This is a genomic window from Streptomyces sp. DSM 116795, assembly GCF_055792905.1.
The window spans coordinates 4,014,055-4,030,514 of the sequence record NZ_CM147707.1; the positions used below are offsets into that span (position 1 = coordinate 4,014,055).

14 protein-coding genes are annotated in these 16,460 nt (G+C 69.0%); 5 read left to right on the forward strand and 9 right to left on the reverse strand.

The annotated features are described in order from the left end of the window. Positions 1 to 87 precede the first annotated feature (87 nt). Entirely contained in the window at positions 88 to 708 is a 621-nt protein-coding gene (locus ACSMXX_RS17350; protein ID WP_070012922.1) for a DUF47 domain-containing protein, read from the forward strand. Between the two features lie 6 nt (positions 709 to 714). Beyond that, positions 715 to 1,710 (forward strand): anion permease, encoded by a 996-nt coding sequence (locus ACSMXX_RS17355; protein ID WP_473179603.1) that lies wholly within the window; start codon positions 715 to 717, stop codon positions 1,708 to 1,710. A gap of 153 nt (positions 1,711 to 1,863) precedes the next feature. On the opposite strand, the gene pstB is transcribed toward ACSMXX_RS17355, so the two are convergent. The 4 genes from pstB to pstS all read right to left on the reverse strand — a co-directional run bounded on the left by pstB (position 1,864) and on the right by pstS (position 6,242). Further along, complete coding sequence (pstB, locus tag ACSMXX_RS17360) at positions 1,864 to 2,640, reverse strand: phosphate ABC transporter ATP-binding protein PstB (RefSeq protein ID WP_473179604.1); 777 nt, start codon at positions 2,638 to 2,640, stop codon at positions 1,864 to 1,866. Positions 2,641 to 2,769: 129 nt separating this feature from the next. Further along, positions 2,770 to 3,861 carry a phosphate ABC transporter permease PstA gene (pstA, locus tag ACSMXX_RS17365; protein WP_473179605.1) on the reverse strand — a complete coding sequence of 364 codons (1,092 nt, stop codon included), beginning with the start codon at positions 3,859 to 3,861 and terminating at the stop codon, positions 2,770 to 2,772. Further along, positions 3,858 to 4,889 (reverse strand): phosphate ABC transporter permease subunit PstC, encoded by a 1,032-nt coding sequence (pstC, locus tag ACSMXX_RS17370; protein ID WP_473179606.1) that lies wholly within the window; start codon positions 4,887 to 4,889, stop codon positions 3,858 to 3,860. Before pstC ends, pstA begins: the two co-directional genes overlap by 4 nt. 237 nt (positions 4,890 to 5,126) lie before the next feature. Beyond that, a complete protein-coding gene (gene pstS / locus ACSMXX_RS17375; RefSeq protein WP_473179607.1) occupies positions 5,127 to 6,242 on the reverse strand; it encodes a phosphate ABC transporter substrate-binding protein PstS in 1,116 nt (371 codons plus the stop codon). A gap of 568 nt (positions 6,243 to 6,810) precedes the next feature. Here pstS and ACSMXX_RS17380 point away from each other — a divergent pair. Continuing rightward, complete coding sequence (locus ACSMXX_RS17380) at positions 6,811 to 7,860, forward strand: C40 family peptidase (RefSeq protein ID WP_473179608.1); 1,050 nt, start codon at positions 6,811 to 6,813, stop codon at positions 7,858 to 7,860. Positions 7,861 to 8,057: 197 nt separating this feature from the next. Then, the gene (locus tag ACSMXX_RS17385; protein WP_473179609.1) at positions 8,058 to 9,536 is read left to right on the forward strand and encodes a PP2C family protein-serine/threonine phosphatase; all 1,479 of its coding nucleotides are present in this window, start codon (positions 8,058 to 8,060) and stop codon (positions 9,534 to 9,536) included. Between the two features lie 96 nt (positions 9,537 to 9,632). On the opposite strand, the gene ACSMXX_RS17390 is transcribed toward ACSMXX_RS17385, so the two are convergent. The 3 genes from ACSMXX_RS17390 to ACSMXX_RS17400 form a co-directional block, all read right to left on the reverse strand. Then, positions 9,633 to 9,962 (reverse strand): DUF2516 family protein, encoded by a 330-nt coding sequence (locus tag ACSMXX_RS17390; protein WP_473179610.1) that lies wholly within the window; start codon positions 9,960 to 9,962, stop codon positions 9,633 to 9,635. 193 nt (positions 9,963 to 10,155) lie between these two features. Next, positions 10,156 to 10,815 (reverse strand): hypothetical protein, encoded by a 660-nt coding sequence (locus ACSMXX_RS17395; RefSeq protein ID WP_473179611.1) that lies wholly within the window; start codon positions 10,813 to 10,815, stop codon positions 10,156 to 10,158. 28 nt (positions 10,816 to 10,843) lie between these two features. Next, positions 10,844 to 11,461, reverse strand: a complete 618-nt coding sequence (locus ACSMXX_RS17400) for a helix-turn-helix domain-containing protein (RefSeq protein ID WP_473179612.1) — start codon at positions 11,459 to 11,461, stop codon at positions 10,844 to 10,846. A gap of 590 nt (positions 11,462 to 12,051) precedes the next feature. Between ACSMXX_RS17400 and ACSMXX_RS17405 the strand changes: the two genes are divergently transcribed. Next, a complete protein-coding gene (locus tag ACSMXX_RS17405; protein WP_473179613.1) occupies positions 12,052 to 13,134 on the forward strand; it encodes a hypothetical protein in 1,083 nt (360 codons plus the stop codon). Positions 13,135 to 13,248: 114 nt separating this feature from the next. On the opposite strand, the gene ACSMXX_RS17410 is transcribed toward ACSMXX_RS17405, so the two are convergent. Further along, positions 13,249 to 13,977 carry a GPP34 family phosphoprotein gene (locus ACSMXX_RS17410; RefSeq protein ID WP_473179614.1) on the reverse strand — a complete coding sequence of 243 codons (729 nt, stop codon included), beginning with the start codon at positions 13,975 to 13,977 and terminating at the stop codon, positions 13,249 to 13,251. A 49-nt stretch (positions 13,978 to 14,026) separates the two neighbouring features. Next, positions 14,027 to 16,426, reverse strand: a complete 2,400-nt coding sequence (locus ACSMXX_RS17415; RefSeq protein WP_473184829.1) for a family 43 glycosylhydrolase — start codon at positions 16,424 to 16,426, stop codon at positions 14,027 to 14,029. Between the last annotated feature and the right edge of the window lie 34 nt (positions 16,427 to 16,460).

The following is a 16,460-nucleotide window of genomic DNA, read 5'->3' on the forward strand; positions in this document are numbered from 1 at the left end:
GGCGACACTGTCTGAGGCCGCTCGCAGTGGCCGGATGATGCACTTAGCATCAGCGAGACCGTTTCCGATGCACCCCGAGGAACTCCAGTGCGCTTTCGTCTGACCCCAAGGGAGACGAGCTTCTACGACATGTTCGCGGCCTCCGCGGACAACATCGTCACGGGCTCGAAGCTCCTCATGGAACTGCTCGGGGCGGAGTCCTCCGCTCGCGCCGAAATCGCCGAGCGAATGCGGGCTGCGGAACACGCGGGCGACGACGCCACGCACGCGATCTTCCACCAGCTCAACTCCTCATTCATCACGCCCTTCGACCGGGAGGACATCTACAAGCTGGCCTCCTCGCTCGACGACATCATGGACTACATGGAAGAGGCCGTCGATCTTGTCGTCCTCTACGAGATCGAGGATCTGCCCAGGGGCATCGAGCAGCAGATCGAGGTTCTCGCGCGGGCCGCGGAGCTGACCGCCGAGGCAATGCCGCACCTGCGCACGATGGACAACCTCACCGAGTACTGGATCGAGGTCAACCGGCTGGAGAACCAGGCGGACCAGATCCACCGCAAGCTGCTCGCCTACCTCTTCAACGGCAAGTACGACGCGATGGACGTGATGAAGCTCAAGCAGGTCGTGGACGTGCTGGAGGAGGCCGCGGACGCTTTCGAGCACGTGGCGAACACGGTCGAGACCATCGCGGTCAAGGAGTCCTGACCCCCTGTGGAAACGTTCGCTCTGGTCGTGACCATCGGGGTCGCGCTCTTCTTCACGTACACCAACGGCTTCCACGACTCGGCGAACGCCATCGCCACATCCGTCTCCACGCGTGCTCTGACGCCGCGCGCCGCGCTGGCCATGGCCGCCGTGATGAACCTCGCGGGCGCCTTCCTCGGCAGCTCGGTCGCGGAGACCGTGAGCAAAGGGCTGATCGAGACGCCCACCGGGCGGAACGGGATGGCCATCCTCTTCGCCGCGCTCGCGGGCGCGATCGTGTGGAACCTGATCACCTGGTACTTCGGTCTTCCGTCCTCGTCCTCGCACGCGCTCTTCGGCGGCATGGTCGGTGCCGCGCTCGCGGGCGGCACCGTCGTCATCTGGTCGGGCGTGGTCGAGAAGGTCGTCCTGCCGATGTTCATCTCGCCCATCGTGGGGATGGGGCTCGGCTACCTGGTGATGGTGGCGATCCTCTGGCTCTTCCGCCGCTCCAATCCGCACCGCGCGAAGCGGGGATTCCGTATAGCGCAGACGGTCTCCGCGGCGGGCATGGCGCTCGGGCACGGCCTGCAGGACGCACAGAAGACGATGGGCGTCGTCGTGATGGCTCTGACCATCGCGGACGTGCAGGAGACCAAGGGCATCCCCCTGTGGGTCAAGTTCGCCTGCGCCGGGATGCTTTCGCTCGGTACGTACGCCGGCGGGTGGCGCATCATGCGCACGCTGGGGCGCCGGATCATCGAACTCGACCCGCCGCAGGGCTTCGCCGGTGAGACGACCGCGGCGTCCGTGATGTACACGGCGTCGTTCATCTTCGACGCGCCGATCTCGACGACGCACGTCATCACCTCGGCGATCATGGGTGTCGGGGCGACGAAACGTGTCTCCGCGGTGCGTTGGGGCGTCGCGAAGAACATCGTCATGGGGTGGTTCATCACGATGCCCGCGGCGGCTCTCGTGGCGGGGCTGTGTTACGGGATCATCCTGCTGTTCTTCGGCTGACGGGCCGCCGCACCTCTGTTCCGTGAACGGGTGCGGTGAAACGTGTGCGGGCTCGCCCCCGGTGGTGTCGGGGGCGAGCCCGCCGCCTTGCGGTGGCACCGCCATGCAGCACCGCGAGGCTGTATGAACGGCAGCCGGTCTGCCGGAGACGGCTCAGCCGAAGCGGCCGGAGATGTAGTCCTCCGTCGCCTGGACCGAGGGGTTGGAGAAGATCCGCTCGGTGTCGTCGATCTCGATGAGCCTCCCCGGCTCACCGACCGCCGCGAGGTTGAAGAAGGCCGTACGGTCCGAAACCCGCGCCGCCTGCTGCATGTTGTGCGTGACGATGACGATCGTGAACTTCGACTTCAGGTCCGCGATGAGGTCCTCGATCGCCAGCGTCGAGATGGGGTCGAGCGCCGAGCAGGGCTCGTCCATCAGCAGCACCTGCGGCTCCACCGCGATGGCGCGGGCGATGCACAGGCGCTGCTGCTGACCGCCGGAGAGGCCCGAACCGGGCTTGTTCAGGCGGTCCTTGACCTCGTTCCAGAGGTTGGCGCCCTTGAGGGAACGCTCGACGGTCTCGTCCAGGTCCCGCTTCTTCTTCTGGCCGTTCAGGCGCAGGCCGGCGGCGACGTTGTCGTAGATGGACATCGTCGGGAAGGGGTTGGGGCGCTGGAAGACCATGCCGATGGTGCGGCGTACGGAGACGGGGTCGACCTGCGGACCGTACAGATCCTCGGAGTCCAGCATCACCTTGCCGTCGACGCGGCCGCCGGGGGTGACCTCGTGCATGCGGTTGAGGGTGCGCAGGAAGGTGGACTTGCCGCAGCCGGAGGGGCCGATGAAGGCCGTGACGGAGCGGGGTTCGACGCTCATGGAGATGTCGTCGATGGCCCGGTGCGAGCCGTAGAAGGCTGTCAGGCCGCTGACGTCGATGCGCTTGGCCATGGTGTCAGTCGCTTTCTGAGTGCGGGGAGTACGAGAAGTTCGGGGCGTTCGCGCGTACGGGCACGGATGCGCGTACGGGTGCGGACGCGGACGCGATCGCAGGCGTGGGAGCAGACGCGGTGGGGAGCATCAACGGCCCCCCGCCTTGGGCGCCTTCCAGCGGGCGATGCCGCGTGCCAGCAGGTTGAGCAGCATCACGAAGGCGATCAGTGCGAGCGCTCCGGCCCAGGCGCGGTCGATGGCCGCCGGGTTGCCGAGCTTGTACTGGTTCCAGACGTACAGCGGCAGGGACTCCTGCGCGCCCGAGAACGGGTTCGGGTTGATCAGCGTGTTGCCGAAGACGAGCAGCATGACGGGTGCCGTCTCGCCGGTGATGCGCGCGACCGCGAGCATCACGCCGGTCGTGATGCCGCCGATGGACGTGGGAATCACGACCTTGAGGATCGTGAGCCACTTCGGCACGCCGAGCGCCAGTGACGCCTCGCGCAGCTCGTTCGGTACGAGCTTGAGCATCTCCTCGGTGGAGCGCACGACGACCGGCATCATCAGGATCGCCAGTGCCATCGCGCCGGCGAATCCGGACGGGCCGAAGCCGAGCCCCAGGTTCCAGAAGGCGAGGACGAACAGGCCCGCGACGATGGACGGAATGCCCGTCATGACGTCCACGAAGAACGTGACGGCGCGGGCGAGACGGCCACTCCCGTACTCGACGAGGTAGACCGCGGTGAGCAGGCCGACGGGTGCCGCGATGAGGGTGGCGATGCCGACCTGTTCGAGGGTGCCGAGCAGGGCGTGGTAGACGCCGCCGCCCTCCTCGAGGTTGGTCATCCCGCCCATGGAGTGGGTGAGGAAGTATCCGTCCAGGAGCTTCGCGCCGCGGCTGATCGTCGTCCACGCGAGGGAGACCAGCGGGACGATGGCGAGGGCGAAACAGACCCAGACGACGCTGGTGGCCACCCGGTCGCGTGCCTGCCGGCGGTCCTCGACGAGGCTGGTCACCGCGTACGTGATGACGACGAACAACAGGGCGGCGATCAGGCCCCATTGGGTGCGGCTCTGCCAGCCGGCGGCGTTGCCGATGCCGATGCCGAGCCCGGCGGAGACCAGGGCCACCGCGACGGGGGACCAGCGGGGCAGCCGGCGGCGTGCGAGCGCCGCGGAGGACGGCGGCGGGTCGCTGACCTGCGGCTTGTCCAGAACTGCGTTGCCGTGGTTGCTCATGCGTTGGCCCCCGAGTACTCCTTGCGGCGCCCGATGATCCAGCGTGCCGCGCCGTTGACGAGCAGGGTGATGACGAAGAGGACGAGGCCGGAGGCGATCAGCGCGTCACGGCCGAAGTCGTCCGCCTCGTTGAACTTCGCGGCGATGTTCTGCGCGAAGGTTCCGCTCCCGGGGTCGAGGATGTGCAAGGTGAAGAGGAATCCGGGGGAGAGCACCGTGGCCACGGCCATCGTCTCGCCGAGCGCACGCCCGAGGCCGAGCATCGAGGCGGAGATGATGCCCGAGCGGCCGAAGGGGAGGACCGAGGTGCGGATGGTCTCCCAGCGGGTCGCGCCGAGGGCGAGGGCCGCTTCCTCGTACATCTTCGGTGACTGCAGGAAGACTTCGCGGGAGACGTTGGTGATGATCGGCAGGATCATGATCGCGAGCAGGATGCCGACCGTGAAGATCGAGCGGGCCGGGCTGCCGGGGTTCGACATCTCGAACACCGTCGTCCAGCCGAGGAACTGGTCGAGCCAGCGGGTGAGCCCGTCCAGGTACGGGACGAGGAAGAGCGCGCCCCAGAGGCCGTAGATGATCGAGGGCACGGCGGCCAGCAGGTCGATCACGTAGCCGAGCGGGGAAGCGATCTTGCGCGGCGCGTAGTGCGAGATGAACAGGGCGATGCCGACCGCGACGGGCACCGCGATGATCATCGCGATGACCGAGCTGACGACGGTGCCGAAGGCGAGGATGCCTATGCCGAACGCGGGCGGGTCGCCCTGCGGGTTCCATTCGAAGGCGGTCAGGAAGTTGACCGAGTCCTGGGACACGGCGATCGACGCGCGGTAGGCGAGGAACCCGGCTATCGCGGCCATGATCACGAGCAGTGTGATGCCGGAGCCGCGGGAGAGGCCGAGGAAGATCTTGTCGCCGGGACGTACTGCCTTGCCCTTGATCGGGGCGGGGGCCGGGGCGCCCGCGCCCGTGCCGCCGGCCGGGGGGCCGGGGGGCGGCGGTGCCTTCTCGGATGTGCTGGTGGTGTCCATGATTTCTCCGGTCTGGTCGGGGACGGTTCCCCTGGCGGCGGTGCACCGGATGGGTTGCTGGTGTCGGATGGGGTGGGTGTCTCTCAGCCGGCCGGTGGGCCGGTGGCCCTCTGGGCCGGTCCGGCCTGCCGGACGGGTGGGAGGTGGACGGACGTGGCGTGGGGCCGGCCCGGCGGGCCGGGCCGGCCTTTCACGCGTCGTGCGCCGCGGCCGCCGCTGTGGCCTTGGCTGCGGTGGTCAGGACAGCTCCGGGATGGTGCTGCGGACCTTCTTCGCGACCTCGTCGGGCAGCGGGGCGTAGCCGAGCTCCGAGAGCTCCTTCTGGCCGTCCTCGCTGGCGGTGTAGGTCAGGAAGGACTTGGTGGCGTCGAGCGTCTTGCTCTTGTTGCCCTTGTCGCAGGCGATCTCGTAGGTGACGAGGATGACGGGGTAGGCCCCCTCGGCCTTCGTGTTGTAGTTCAGGTCGAGGGCCAGGTCCTTGCCCTTGCCGGCGACCTTGGCGTCCGCGATGGCCTTGGAGGCGTTCTCCGAGGTGGGCTCGACGGGCTCGCCGGCGCCGGTGTCGATCTTGACGCTGTCGAGCTGGTTCGCGGTGGCGTAGGAGAGCTCGAAGTAGCCGATGGCGCCTTCGGTCTGCTTCACCTGCTGCGCGATGCCGGCGGAGCCGGACGCACCCTGGCCGCCCTTGGCGGGCCAGGACTTCTCGTCCGGGTACTTCCAGTCGTCCTTGGCCGCGGTGCCCAGGTACTTGCCCAGGTTCTGTGTCGTGCCCGACTCGTCGGAGCGGTGGAAGGGCTGGACGTCGGTGCTCGGCAGCTTCGCGTCAGGGTTGAGCTTCTTGATCTGCGGGTCGTTCCACTTCTTGATCTTCCCGTCGAAGATCTTGGCGACCGTGGACGCGTCCAGGGCGAGGTCCTTCACACCCGGGAGGTTGTACGAGATCGCGATGGGGCCGCCGAGCATGGGCAGGTTGACGCCCTGGCCGCCCTTGCAGATCTTCTTGGACTTGGCGACCTCTTCCGGCTTCAACGCGGAGTCGGAGCCGGCGAAGGCGGTGGTGCCCTGGAGCCACTCCTCGATACCGCCGCCGGAGCCGACGTCCTTGTAGTTGATCTGCGTTTCCTTGCAGGCCGTCTGGTAGTTCTTCACCCAGGCGTCCACGGCGTTCTTCTGGGCCGAGGAGCCGGACGCGAGCAGCTTGCCCTTGCCGTCGCACTTGATGTTCTTGGCGGCCTTCTGGGCGTCCTTGCTGGTGTTGGTGTCCGAGCCGCAGGCGGTGAGTACCAGGGCGCCGGAGACCGCGACGGCGCCGAGAGCGAGGGCGCGCAGTCGGTTCGTGCGCTGAAGCATCACTTCGTTCGGTTCCTTCCTGGAGCCCGCCGTTGGGGGCGGCGCGCGAGGCTTGTTTTTGGTGCTTGTTGGTTTTCGGAAGGGCGCAGGTTCGCGCTCCGTAAGGCTGAAATTAGACAGATCAGGTGAAGCGGCCCACGAAGGCGAGTGAACGCACGGTGAACCTCGGCGGTCGGGCCAGTGGCACTGTGCGCGGCCGTGACGTGGCCGGTACGTTCCGTTTCCGCGCCGCACGGGGAGGCGGCGGCCGGGCCGTGACGTGCGGCGGGGGTGGCTTGAACCATCGATCCCGGGTCCGGATGCGGGGCCGCGGCCCGCTCGCCGCCCTGTCGGATTCCACTGACGCGTGGCAACATCCGCTGGGTCGGCGGTGGTTGACCGGAGCCGGCGGTGGCAGACCTATTCGGAGGGGCCGTACTCGAAGGGCCGTATCCGGGGAGCCGGAGCGGCGACGCCGAGGGGCACCGGATACGACGCGTACGGCCGGCACGGACGGGCGCGAGGCACGACGGGCACGAGGCACGAGGCACGACCGAGAACCCGGAGAGACGGACTACGGCGAGGGGGCCACGTGGGCGGGACGGGGAAGCGCCGGATGCTGGTGGCGGCCTGCACGCTGGGGTTGCTGGCGGGGCCGGCTGCGGGCAGCGCGTACGCGGGTCCGGTGGACCCGGGCGACGACGGAATGCGCAGCCTGGAGCAGGTCGGCAAGGAGATCGACCGACTGCACGAGGCGGCCGAGTCGGCGACGGACGCCTACAACGGCGCCCAGGAGCAGGCCGAGAAGCAGCAGAAGGCCGTCGACGAACTCACGGCGAAGATCGGCTCCCTGCGCGAGAAGCGGGGCAAGTACACGAAGACGGCCGGAGCCCTCGCGCGTGCCCAGTACCGCAGCGGCGGAATGCCCGACGAGGCCCATCTGATCCTGCGCAAGACCCCCGAGGCGTTCATGCACGACGCGGTGATCATGCGCAAGGGCCAGCAGGCCGCCAAGGGCGTCATCACCACGCTCGCCGAGACCGAGTCCCGCCTGGACGAGTACGCCGCGGAGGCCTCGAAGAAGCTGCGGAAGCTGGAGGCGAACAAGAAGCGCAAGGCGGCCGCGAAGAAGAAGATCGAGAAGGATCTCAAGCGGGCCGAGGACCTCGAATCGCAGCTCGCGGAGAAGGAGTTGGAGAAGCTCCGCGAGCTGGAGGACGAGGCGGCGAGCGCGCGCCAGGCGAAGTGGCTGAAGTCCGGGGTGCTGGACGAGATCTCCGGCAAGGCCTCGAAGGGCGGCAAGAAGGCCATCGGCTACGCCACGAACCAGATCGGCAAGGACTACGAATGGGGCGCCGAGGGCCCGCGCACGTTCGACTGCTCCGGGCTGACGCTGCGGGCCTGGCAGGCGGCGGGCGAGGAGATACCGCGGACCTCGCAGGAGCAGTGGAAGCAGCTGAAGCACGTGCCGATCAGGAAGATGCGCCCCGGCGACTTGATCATCTACAAGCGTGACGCAAGCCACGTCGGGATGTACGTGGGCGGCGGCGAGATGGTCCACGCACCGCGTACGGGCCGCCAGATCACGGTCGCGGGAGCGGGCTCCCTGCTGATCAAGGGCGTCGTCCGCCCGGACGAATAGGGCGAAGCGGCCGAAGTCCGCTGGCATATGACAGGGGCGGATTGCCTTCAGCCATTCCGTACGTGCGTACGGGGGCGCTAGGGTCCCCTGGACAGCCCGGTCGTGCAGGCGCGCAGGACCATCGCCGCCGCACCGGGCCTGGTGGTGTGCCGGCTGGCTCACGACCGCGCCCTCGGGGGGAGGGAAGGAAAGCACATATGCCCGTAGGCGTGCCACGCGAGGACGCAGTGTCCGCGCGGCGCCGCGCGTCGGTGCCTCAGCAGAGCGACGGATCGCACGAGCGGTCCGGGGGGAGCGTGAAGAGCGGCCTGACGCTGCTCGTCATCGAGGACAACCTCGCCGGGGGCCGGAGCGTGCCCGAGATGCTCGACGCGGCGGGCGGATATCTGCCCGGTGACGCACATTCCGGTGCGTCCGGCGAGCGCATCAAGGTCCGTACGGCCCGGAATCTGACCGAGGCCGAGCGGCTCCTGACCGATGACGTGCAGTGCATCCTGCTCGACCTGGCACTGACCGGTGCCGTGTCCGGTGCCGTGTCCGGTGCGGCGACCGGTGCCGTTTCCGGCGCCGGCGCGGCACAGACGGGGGTGGCGTCCGGTGCGTCCGCCGGCTCTGGCGCGCCCGCTGGCCCCGGCGCGTCCGCCGGTGCCGCCGGGGAGGCCGCAGCCTCCGGGACCGACGCCGGAGGCGACGCGGCCACCACCGGCGAGCTGGAGATCCTCCGCCACGTGCTGCGGCTGGCGCCCCGGCACGCCGTGATCGCGCTGACGGACGGAGCCGACGCCGAGCGCGCAGCCGAGGCCGTACGAGTCGGCGCCCAGGACTATCTCTTCCGCGACGAGCTCGACGGGCGGCTGCTCAGCCGCGCCATCCGTTACGCCGTGGAACGCAAGCGCGCGGACCTCGCCCAGCGGCAGCTCACCGAGTCCCGGCTGCGTGCCCAGGAGAACGCCCGGCTGGAGCGCGGGCTGCTCCCCACGCCGCTGCTGGGGGGCAGCGAGCTCCACTTCGCCGCCCGCTACCGCCCCGGCCGCTCCCGCGCCCTGCTCGGCGGGGACTTCTACGACACCGTCCGTACCGCCGACGGCACCGTTCACGCGATGATCGGCGACGTGTCGGGGCACGGCCCTGACGAGGCCGCTCTCGGCGTCGAACTGCGCATCGCGTGGCGTGCGCTGACCTTCGCCGGCCTCTGCGGCGACGAACTCCTCGGGACGCTGCAGAGGGTGCTCGACAACGAGCGGGCCAGCGATGAGATCTTCGCCACACTCTGTACGGTCGAGATCGCTCCGGACGGCCGCAGCGCCGGAGTCTGCCTGGCCGGACACCCGTCGCCGCTCGTCGCCGGAGCGGGCGGCTCGGCGCCGCGGCTCCTCCCGTACGACTCGAGCGGCCCGGCACTCGGCGTGGTGCCGAACGCACGGTGGCCGCGCCGTCAGGTCGAACTGGGCCGCGCCTGGAGCCTGTTGATGTACACGGACGGCCTGATCGAGGGGCATGTCGGCGAGGGCCGGCAGCGCCTCGGCCAGGACGGGATGCTCGACATCGTGACCGGGCGGATGGCGCAGGGCATCGACGGCGAGCGGCTGCTGGACGCGACGATGGAGGACGTGCGGCGGTTGAACGGCGGCGAACTCACCGACGACGTGGCCGTGTTGCTGCTCGACCGGAAGTGACGGGGGAGGCGGGAGCCGCCCCGCACCTTCCCGCTTGCCGCCTTCGGGGCTGCGGGCGCTGCGGGTTCGGCGGGCCTGGCTCGAGTGTGCTTGCGCTCAGCGGCCGTTGAACGGTCCGTACGGGCCGTCGCTGCTGCTGCCGCCCCATCGCGGACCGCCGCCCATGATCTGCTTGAGGGCGGGACGTACGTCGACGATGTAGACGATCGTGGCGATCGCGCCCGCGATCTGCAGAAAGACGATCGGGTAGATGTTCACGGCGACGGTGAGGCCGAGAATGATCAGCCAGAACGGCTTGGTCTGCTTGCCGGCGGCGGGGTAGGCGTCCGTCCGGCGCATCGCACCGTCGATGAACGCGAACACCGCCATCGCAAGCAGGACCAAGGTGATGATGAAGAACACCAGCCCTAGGGGTCCCTGCGTCATGTCGTACACATCCCTGTGAGTCCGTGATCGCTGCGGGGCCTCACAGCCCCGTCGGCGGCCTGCTGTGGTGCCGCTCGTCAGCCAACCGTACCCGTTCGCCGGACCGGGAATCCGGGCCCGGCGAACGGTTCGGCAGGGGCTGGGCAGGGACCCGGCCGGGGCTCGGCCGGGTGGGGCGAGTGCCGGTCGTGGGTCAGGAGCCGGACTTCGGGGGCGTCTTCTTGCCCCCGTTGGACTTCGCGGAGTTCGACTTCGCGGTGCTCGTCCTGGCCGTGGTGGTCTTGCGGGCCGTGCTCTTCTTGGCTGCGGACTCCGACGCCGAGCCGGCCGACCCCTGGCCCGTCTGCGTCGCGCCGGCTGCCGTGCCCGCCGCACTGCTGGCACCGCTGGCACCGCTCGTGCCGGCCTTGCCGGTCTGGGTGCCGCCCCGCGGCTCGGCCGGCGGTTCGGCGACCTTGACCGGCTCACGCTCGACGGTCACCTCGGGGGTGCCGGCGTCCTCACCGCGCCAGTTCTTCACGGCGCCACGGCCGCGGTCGGCCAGCTCGTCGTACGCCTCACGGGCCTTCACCGCGTACTCGGCGGCGACGCCCACGCTCTGCAGGGCCAGGTGCTGCGCCTGCTCGCGCAGCTTCTTGATGTCGGTGTCGATGCTGCCCAGAGTCTCGCTGACCTTCGCCTGCGTCTCCTTGGCCTGCTTGGTGAAGCGCGCCTGGACTTCCTTCGGGTCGGTCGCGCGTACGGCCGCGATGCGCTCCGGGGCCTCCTCGCGGATCTTGTCGATCACACCGGCGGCGAAGTAGAGCGGCTTGGGATCGGTGAGGGTGTTGCGGATGTCGTTCGTGCTGGGCATGAGAGGTCTCTCCCTGGTGGACTGACTGCTATCGGGCGTCGGCCTCTGTGGCCTCGGCTTCGTCTTGTTCGGCGTCCTTGGCGTCCTTGGCGTCCTTGGCGTCCGGGGCCGCCTTGGCGGCCTTGACGCGCTTGGTGCCCTTGGCGGGCCTGGGGCCCTTGGCGTCCTCGGCGCTTCCGGCGTGCTCGGCCGTCTCGGAGGCCACGGTGTTCTTCTTGCCGCTCCCGCCGCTCCCGCCGCTGCTGCCGACGGTCGGCCCGGCGTGCCCGGCGGCGTTGCCGGACTCGTCCTGCTGCGCCGCCGCGTTCTCCTTGCGGAAGGACTCGTAGATCTGCAGCAGTGCCTGCTTCTGACCCTCGTTGATCGACGGATCGGCGAGGATCGCTGCCGGGACCTGCAACAGGTCGTCCCGCTCCCGCTCGTCGAGGATCCCGGCCTGCACGTACAGCGTCTCGGCCGAGATCCGCAGAGCCTTGGCCAGCTGCTGCAGGATGTCGGCGCTCGGCTTGCGCAGACCGCGCTCGATCTGACTCAGGTACGGGTTGGACACCCCGGCGGCGTCCGCGAGCTGCCGCAGCGAGAGCTTGGCGTTACGCCGCTGCTCGCGCAGGAACTCGCCGACATTGCCGACGTTCAGGGAAGCCATGGGTCAACCATGCCTCGTCTTGCTAACTATTGCAAGCGCCCTGCTTGCAAGTGTGTTTCCCCGAGGTTACGTCTGCGTCTGCGCCTGCTCCGGGGTGGTGGCTGCCGTCCGTGGTTATTTTTCCGGGTCGTTGACGGAAAAATTGGCGGCAGTCATGCTGTGCGGCACGCGGTCTCACAACGGTCCACTGACCCAACTGAGGCCGAGACAGGAAGAGTTGGTGTCCGGTCGGGGGGAGTTGAGCGCCCGCGGGGTGCCGTGCAAGACGGCTGCCAGTGGCAGTCCGGCCACAGACCATGAAGAGCACGATGCAGTTCACAGCGCCACGAGCTCTGGCGCGAAGGAAGAGGAGAGTTGTGATGGGGGAGAGCTTGGGCGGGAACTCGACGGGAGCCGCACGCCACGACGGGTTGTCCCGTCGGGGGATGCTCGGCGTGACCGGGGCGGCCGGGCTGGCCGCCTTGGGCGCCGCGGGGTGCCAGGACGACGTGCCCGGGGCGAGTGAGGATGCCGGCCGGAGCCGGGGTGCGGGAACGAGTCAGAAGGCAGGGCCGGGTCAGGATCCCGTGCCGGGCGAGGATGCGGCTCGCGTGAACGCACCGCCCCCCGTCGACGTCCTGGGGGCCAACTTCAACGGCGATCCGGGCAAGTTGAGTTTCGGGCAACTGGAGGACATCGGGGCCACTTGGCTGCGGGGGTTCTACCCCATGCGCGATGCCGATGGCGCCTCTGAGCAAGAGATCGCCCGAAGCTCGCAGATCGGAACGCTTCTGACGGCCGGTGCACTTGGCTACGGCACGGTCCTGTCGCTGAAGTTCGAGTACAAGAAGAATCCCGTCCCGACCCCGGGAAGCGATGCCTGGACGACCGCGTTCGAGCGCCTGGAAAAGGTGCTGCCGGTCGTCATGGACAAGGTCGACATCTTGGTGATCGGCAACGAACCGTTCATCGAAAGCCGGCGCGAGGACCGCAATCGCCGCCTCAACGTCTTCTACGAGAAGCTCGCTCAACACGTCATCGCCTATCGGGACAAGAACTCCGCGGACAGGACCGAGCTCTACATGGGGGCGCTCAACCACCTCGGTGACGAGAGGAAGCACACGCGTGCCAAGAAGCGCTGGATGCGCTTCGTGAAGGACACCTCGGAGATCGAGGGAGTGGACATCCATCCGCACTTGGCGGACCCGGGGGACGGCCAGGACTACCTCGCCTTCGTACTCCGTCGTATGCGCCCCGGTCAGAAGTTCCTGGCCACCGAGTTCTCCCTGGTCAACCTCTGGCTGGACCACCAGACCGACCCGGTCTCCGACGACTTCGCAGCCGCGTACGAGGAGGAGAAGGGGAAACAGGTGTGGGAGGTGCTCAAGGGAGCCATCGATGAGCGTTTCACGCAGCAGAAGTGGAACGATTTCCTCTCCATGACCCCCTGGTTCAAGAGCGAGAACACCTATCTCCAGGACCAGGTCGAGAAGTTCCGCAGCACCGGAAAGCTCGCGGTGGCCACCTACGGGGTGGTCCAGGACGAGGACATGACTACGGAGTTCACCGCGGAGAAACAGCCGTGGCTGCTCAACAGCCTGTTCTGCCCGTACACCGTGGAGGACGGCAAGGACGGTCTGCCCGGCCGGAACCACGTGTGGATCAGCCAGTTCCGTGCGCTGCAGAAGAACTGACGGAACGGGAGTAGGGGGTAGGGAGTAGGGGGTAGGGAGTAGGGAGTACGGCGAACGTCCGGCCGGCCGGACGCCCTTCATGCCGAAGGACGCCCTTCACGCCGAAGCGGTCCGTCAGACCCGGAGGCGGCCGTACCGCCGGTCGTTGTCATGCGTCGGCACCACAGCGACGAGCGCCGAGCTGGTGTCGCGCAGGTCTTCGGGGAGGAACTCCACCGCACCGGCACCACGACTGCGGTCCAGCTTCCGGCGCACGCTCATTCGGGCACCCAGTTCCCTGCCCAGCCCGACGGTCTCCACAAGGTCGCTCAGGAACAGCATGTGTTCGTCGATGCGGATCTGCTCGTTGCCGGCGGCACGGACCTCCGCGATGAGCGCGTCGCGCACCACATGGTGGGGGTAGTGGCGTTGCCTCGCGCGGAAGACACCGGTGGGCCCGCCGGGCTGGGGGAGCAGGATGCCGCGCTCGGCGAGCGCGTCCCGGTGGAGCGGGAACGCCTGCTGACGGTGCCGGAACCACCGGTGGAGGCGGGCGCGCCCGCTCTTGGAAGCGGAACAGTGCTGCTGCAGCTCGGCGAGCAACTGGTCGGCCCACACGAGACCGGTGGGTCCGGCGTCGAGCAGCTCGATCTGGACGCCGTGCATGCGATAGGCGTCGAAGCCGAGCACCCTCGATTTCCGGGAATGAACCAGCAGCTTGCGGCGCAGGGCGAGTTCGCCGAGCTCGGCCGCCGCGCATCCGATCACCGCCCGGACGGAACCGTGCACCTTGCCGTTGGCGAGATGTGAGAGCAGGACGAACTCCTCGGGCAGGGACAGGTGCCGCGGCGAGGGCGCAGACATGCGACTGGTCTTCCTTTCTGCAGCGTGCGGGCAGGCGGGCGGGCAGCCGTCACCTGCGGTACGTACGCAGGTAGTCGAACTGGGCGACTGCTCCAGCCGAGTTGAGGGAGACCAGGCCGATCTTGAGATCCTGCTTCGCCGGCAGGGTCCAGACACCGGAGTCGACCCAGTGCTCGCCGTCCCGGCTGGTCGAGGCGCGTACTTCGTTCGCGTGGCGGGCGCGGTCGGCGTGGTGGGAGAGCCGCAGCCACATGGTGTCCGCGGTCGGTCCGCCGAATGTCTCGCCGTAGAAGACCGGGGTCGGCGGTGTGGTGGTCGGACGCTCGCCCTCCTTGGCGAACTCGCTGTTGCGCACGAGAGCGCCGCCGCCCCGCTCCAACGGCAGTGCCGACCGGGTCAGGGTGAAGTACCGGTCGTCGTTCTCGTACAGCACGAGGCCCGCCTTCTGGTCGGCCCGTCCCGGGGCGAAGTCGAGCTTCGTCTCCACCGTGTAGTCCCCCTCGGGCGCGTCACGTGTCAGTACCGATGCCGTATTGGTGTCGAGGTTCAGCCCGGTGTTCTGCGTCGGCCAGGACAGGGCACCACCGGTCATGGCGGTTCCGGAGGCCTGGCCGCGCACCCACTTCCAGGGCGAGCCCGGGGCCGTACCGGGCACGGTGTCGCCGTCGAACTCGTCGCTGTAGTCCGTCAGTTGTGCGCCCGGCTCCGCTACGGGGACCCGGGCGGTCTCCGGTGTGTGGAGCTTGACGCCGCCCACGTTGTCCGCGGCGGTGCCCGCGCCGCGTGCGGCGGTGCCGAGCTCGCCGGGCCGTGCCGCCCCCTTGGGCAGGCGCCGGTGCTGAGTGGCCACGGCGTCGCGCAGGCGGTCCTCGCTGACCTCGACGGTCATACGGGTGCCGCGCACCTCGGCCGTGATGTTGTGCCAGGTGTCCCACCGGAATCCGGACGGCAGTGCGGTCACCTGCTCGCCGCGGCTCGCACCGCCCACCATGACTTCGGTGACCAGGGCGTTGCGGCTCCGGTCCAGCCATGCGGTGACGTGGTTGTCCCGGTTCCGGTAGCCGAAGACCAGCCCGGCAGCGGCGTCGGAAGAGGCCACCTTGAGGTCCGCCTCCGCGCGCAGACCGGCGGGTGCCTTCTTGCCCGCGAGGAGATACGCCGGGTCCGGGTCCGGGTCCGGGTCCGGGTCCGTGCCGGCGCCGGTGTGGATCACGTGCCGGCCTGCATCCTCGTCGTCGGCGAGCGACCAGCCGTCCCTGCCGGCGCCTTCGGCGTGCCAGCCCGACAGGGAGCCGTCGTTGAACGTGCTGCCCGCGTCCCAGGACGTCACCGGTGCGGGCTGCCGCCCCTCGGAGGCCCCGGCTCCTGCCCGTACGACGGGCCAGCCGTCGATCCAGTCCAGCCGGTCGATCATCATCGGGCGTTTGGACAGCTGCTTCCGGTTGATGTCGGGAGTGGGATCGAGGTCCGGGTCGTCAGCGGGGATTCCGTGGTAGACGAGCCAGTCCTGTCCCGCCAGGTCGGTCTGGAGCGCGTTGTGTCCCGGGCCGATCCAGCGGTTGCCGTTCGCGCCGACCACGCGGCCGCCCTTGCTGGTGGCGGCCATCAGGCCGACGCCCTCGTCGTCCTTGAACGGGCCGGTGGGGCTGGTCGCACGGCCCACCTTGACCTGGTAGCCGCTGTAGGCCCCCTGGCAGCAGCCGGCGTCGGAGTAGAAGAGGTAGTAGTGCTCGCCGCGCCGGACGACGTACGCGCCTTCCATCCGGCGTCCCTGGGCGACCTGGGTGACCTCGCCTTCGATGCGCGTGCTGTCCGCGTTCATCCTCGCCGCACACAGGACGTCGTAACTCCCCCAGTACATGTACGACTGGCCGCCCTTGTCGGTGAACTGCGCCTGGTCGATGTTGCCCGTCGGGCAGCCGCTCGACGACTTCATGACCGGGCCCTTGTCGGTCCACGGGCCCGTGGGAGTGGGCGCGGTCGCGACCCCGACGGTGTTACGGCCCGGCACCGAGTAGTAGAGGTGGTAACGGCCGTCGAGATAGCGGACGTCGGGGGCCCAGAGGCGCGAACCGCCGTGCCAGTCCGGCTGGTTCGCCGGCGTGAAGACGTCCCCCGCGTACTCCCAGTGCACCATGTCGGCCGACCGCAGGACCGGCAGGATCCGTTCGCCCTTCTCGCCCTTGCTCTGGAACACCGGGTTCTGGGTGCCGTACGCGTACCAGAGCCCGTCCTTCCCGCGGATGGTCACCGGGTCGGGGAAGGTGTCGACCACGCCTTCGGTCACCGGGTTCGTGTACGTCCCGCTGTGCTCGTACCTTGTCCCGCTGTGCTCGTACGTCCTGCTCCGCTCGCCCCGCGCCGGCTCACCGGCGGCGGGCAGCACTTCGGCTGCCGCACCGTGGGGCAGCAGCAACGCGGCGACGAGCAGCAGCACCGGGGCCGCCATACGGAGAAGGGAGAGGGACAGGGGATACCCGGCT

Bases quoted from the DNA above. Each gene is read 5' to 3' on its own strand.
- pstB (WP_473179604.1), bottom strand. From the start codon at position 2,640: ATGGCCAAGCGCATCGACGTCAGCGGCCTGACAGCCTTCTACGGCTCG.
- pstA (WP_473179605.1), bottom strand. From the start codon at position 3,861: ATGAGCAACCACGGCAACGCAGTTCTGGACAAGCCGCAGGTCAGCGAC.
- pstC (WP_473179606.1), bottom strand. From the start codon at position 4,889: ATGGACACCACCAGCACATCCGAGAAGGCACCGCCGCCCCCCGGCCCC.
- ACSMXX_RS17385 (WP_473179609.1), top strand. From the start codon at position 8,058: ATGCCCGTAGGCGTGCCACGCGAGGACGCAGTGTCCGCGCGGCGCCGC.
- ACSMXX_RS17390 (WP_473179610.1), bottom strand. From the start codon at position 9,962: ATGACGCAGGGACCCCTAGGGCTGGTGTTCTTCATCATCACCTTGGTC.
- ACSMXX_RS17395 (WP_473179611.1), bottom strand. From the start codon at position 10,815: ATGCCCAGCACGAACGACATCCGCAACACCCTCACCGATCCCAAGCCG.
- ACSMXX_RS17400 (WP_473179612.1), bottom strand. From the start codon at position 11,461: ATGGCTTCCCTGAACGTCGGCAATGTCGGCGAGTTCCTGCGCGAGCAG.
- ACSMXX_RS17410 (WP_473179614.1), bottom strand. From the start codon at position 13,977: ATGTCTGCGCCCTCGCCGCGGCACCTGTCCCTGCCCGAGGAGTTCGTC.
- ACSMXX_RS17415 (WP_473184829.1), bottom strand. From the start codon at position 16,426: ATGGCGGCCCCGGTGCTGCTGCTCGTCGCCGCGTTGCTGCTGCCCCAC.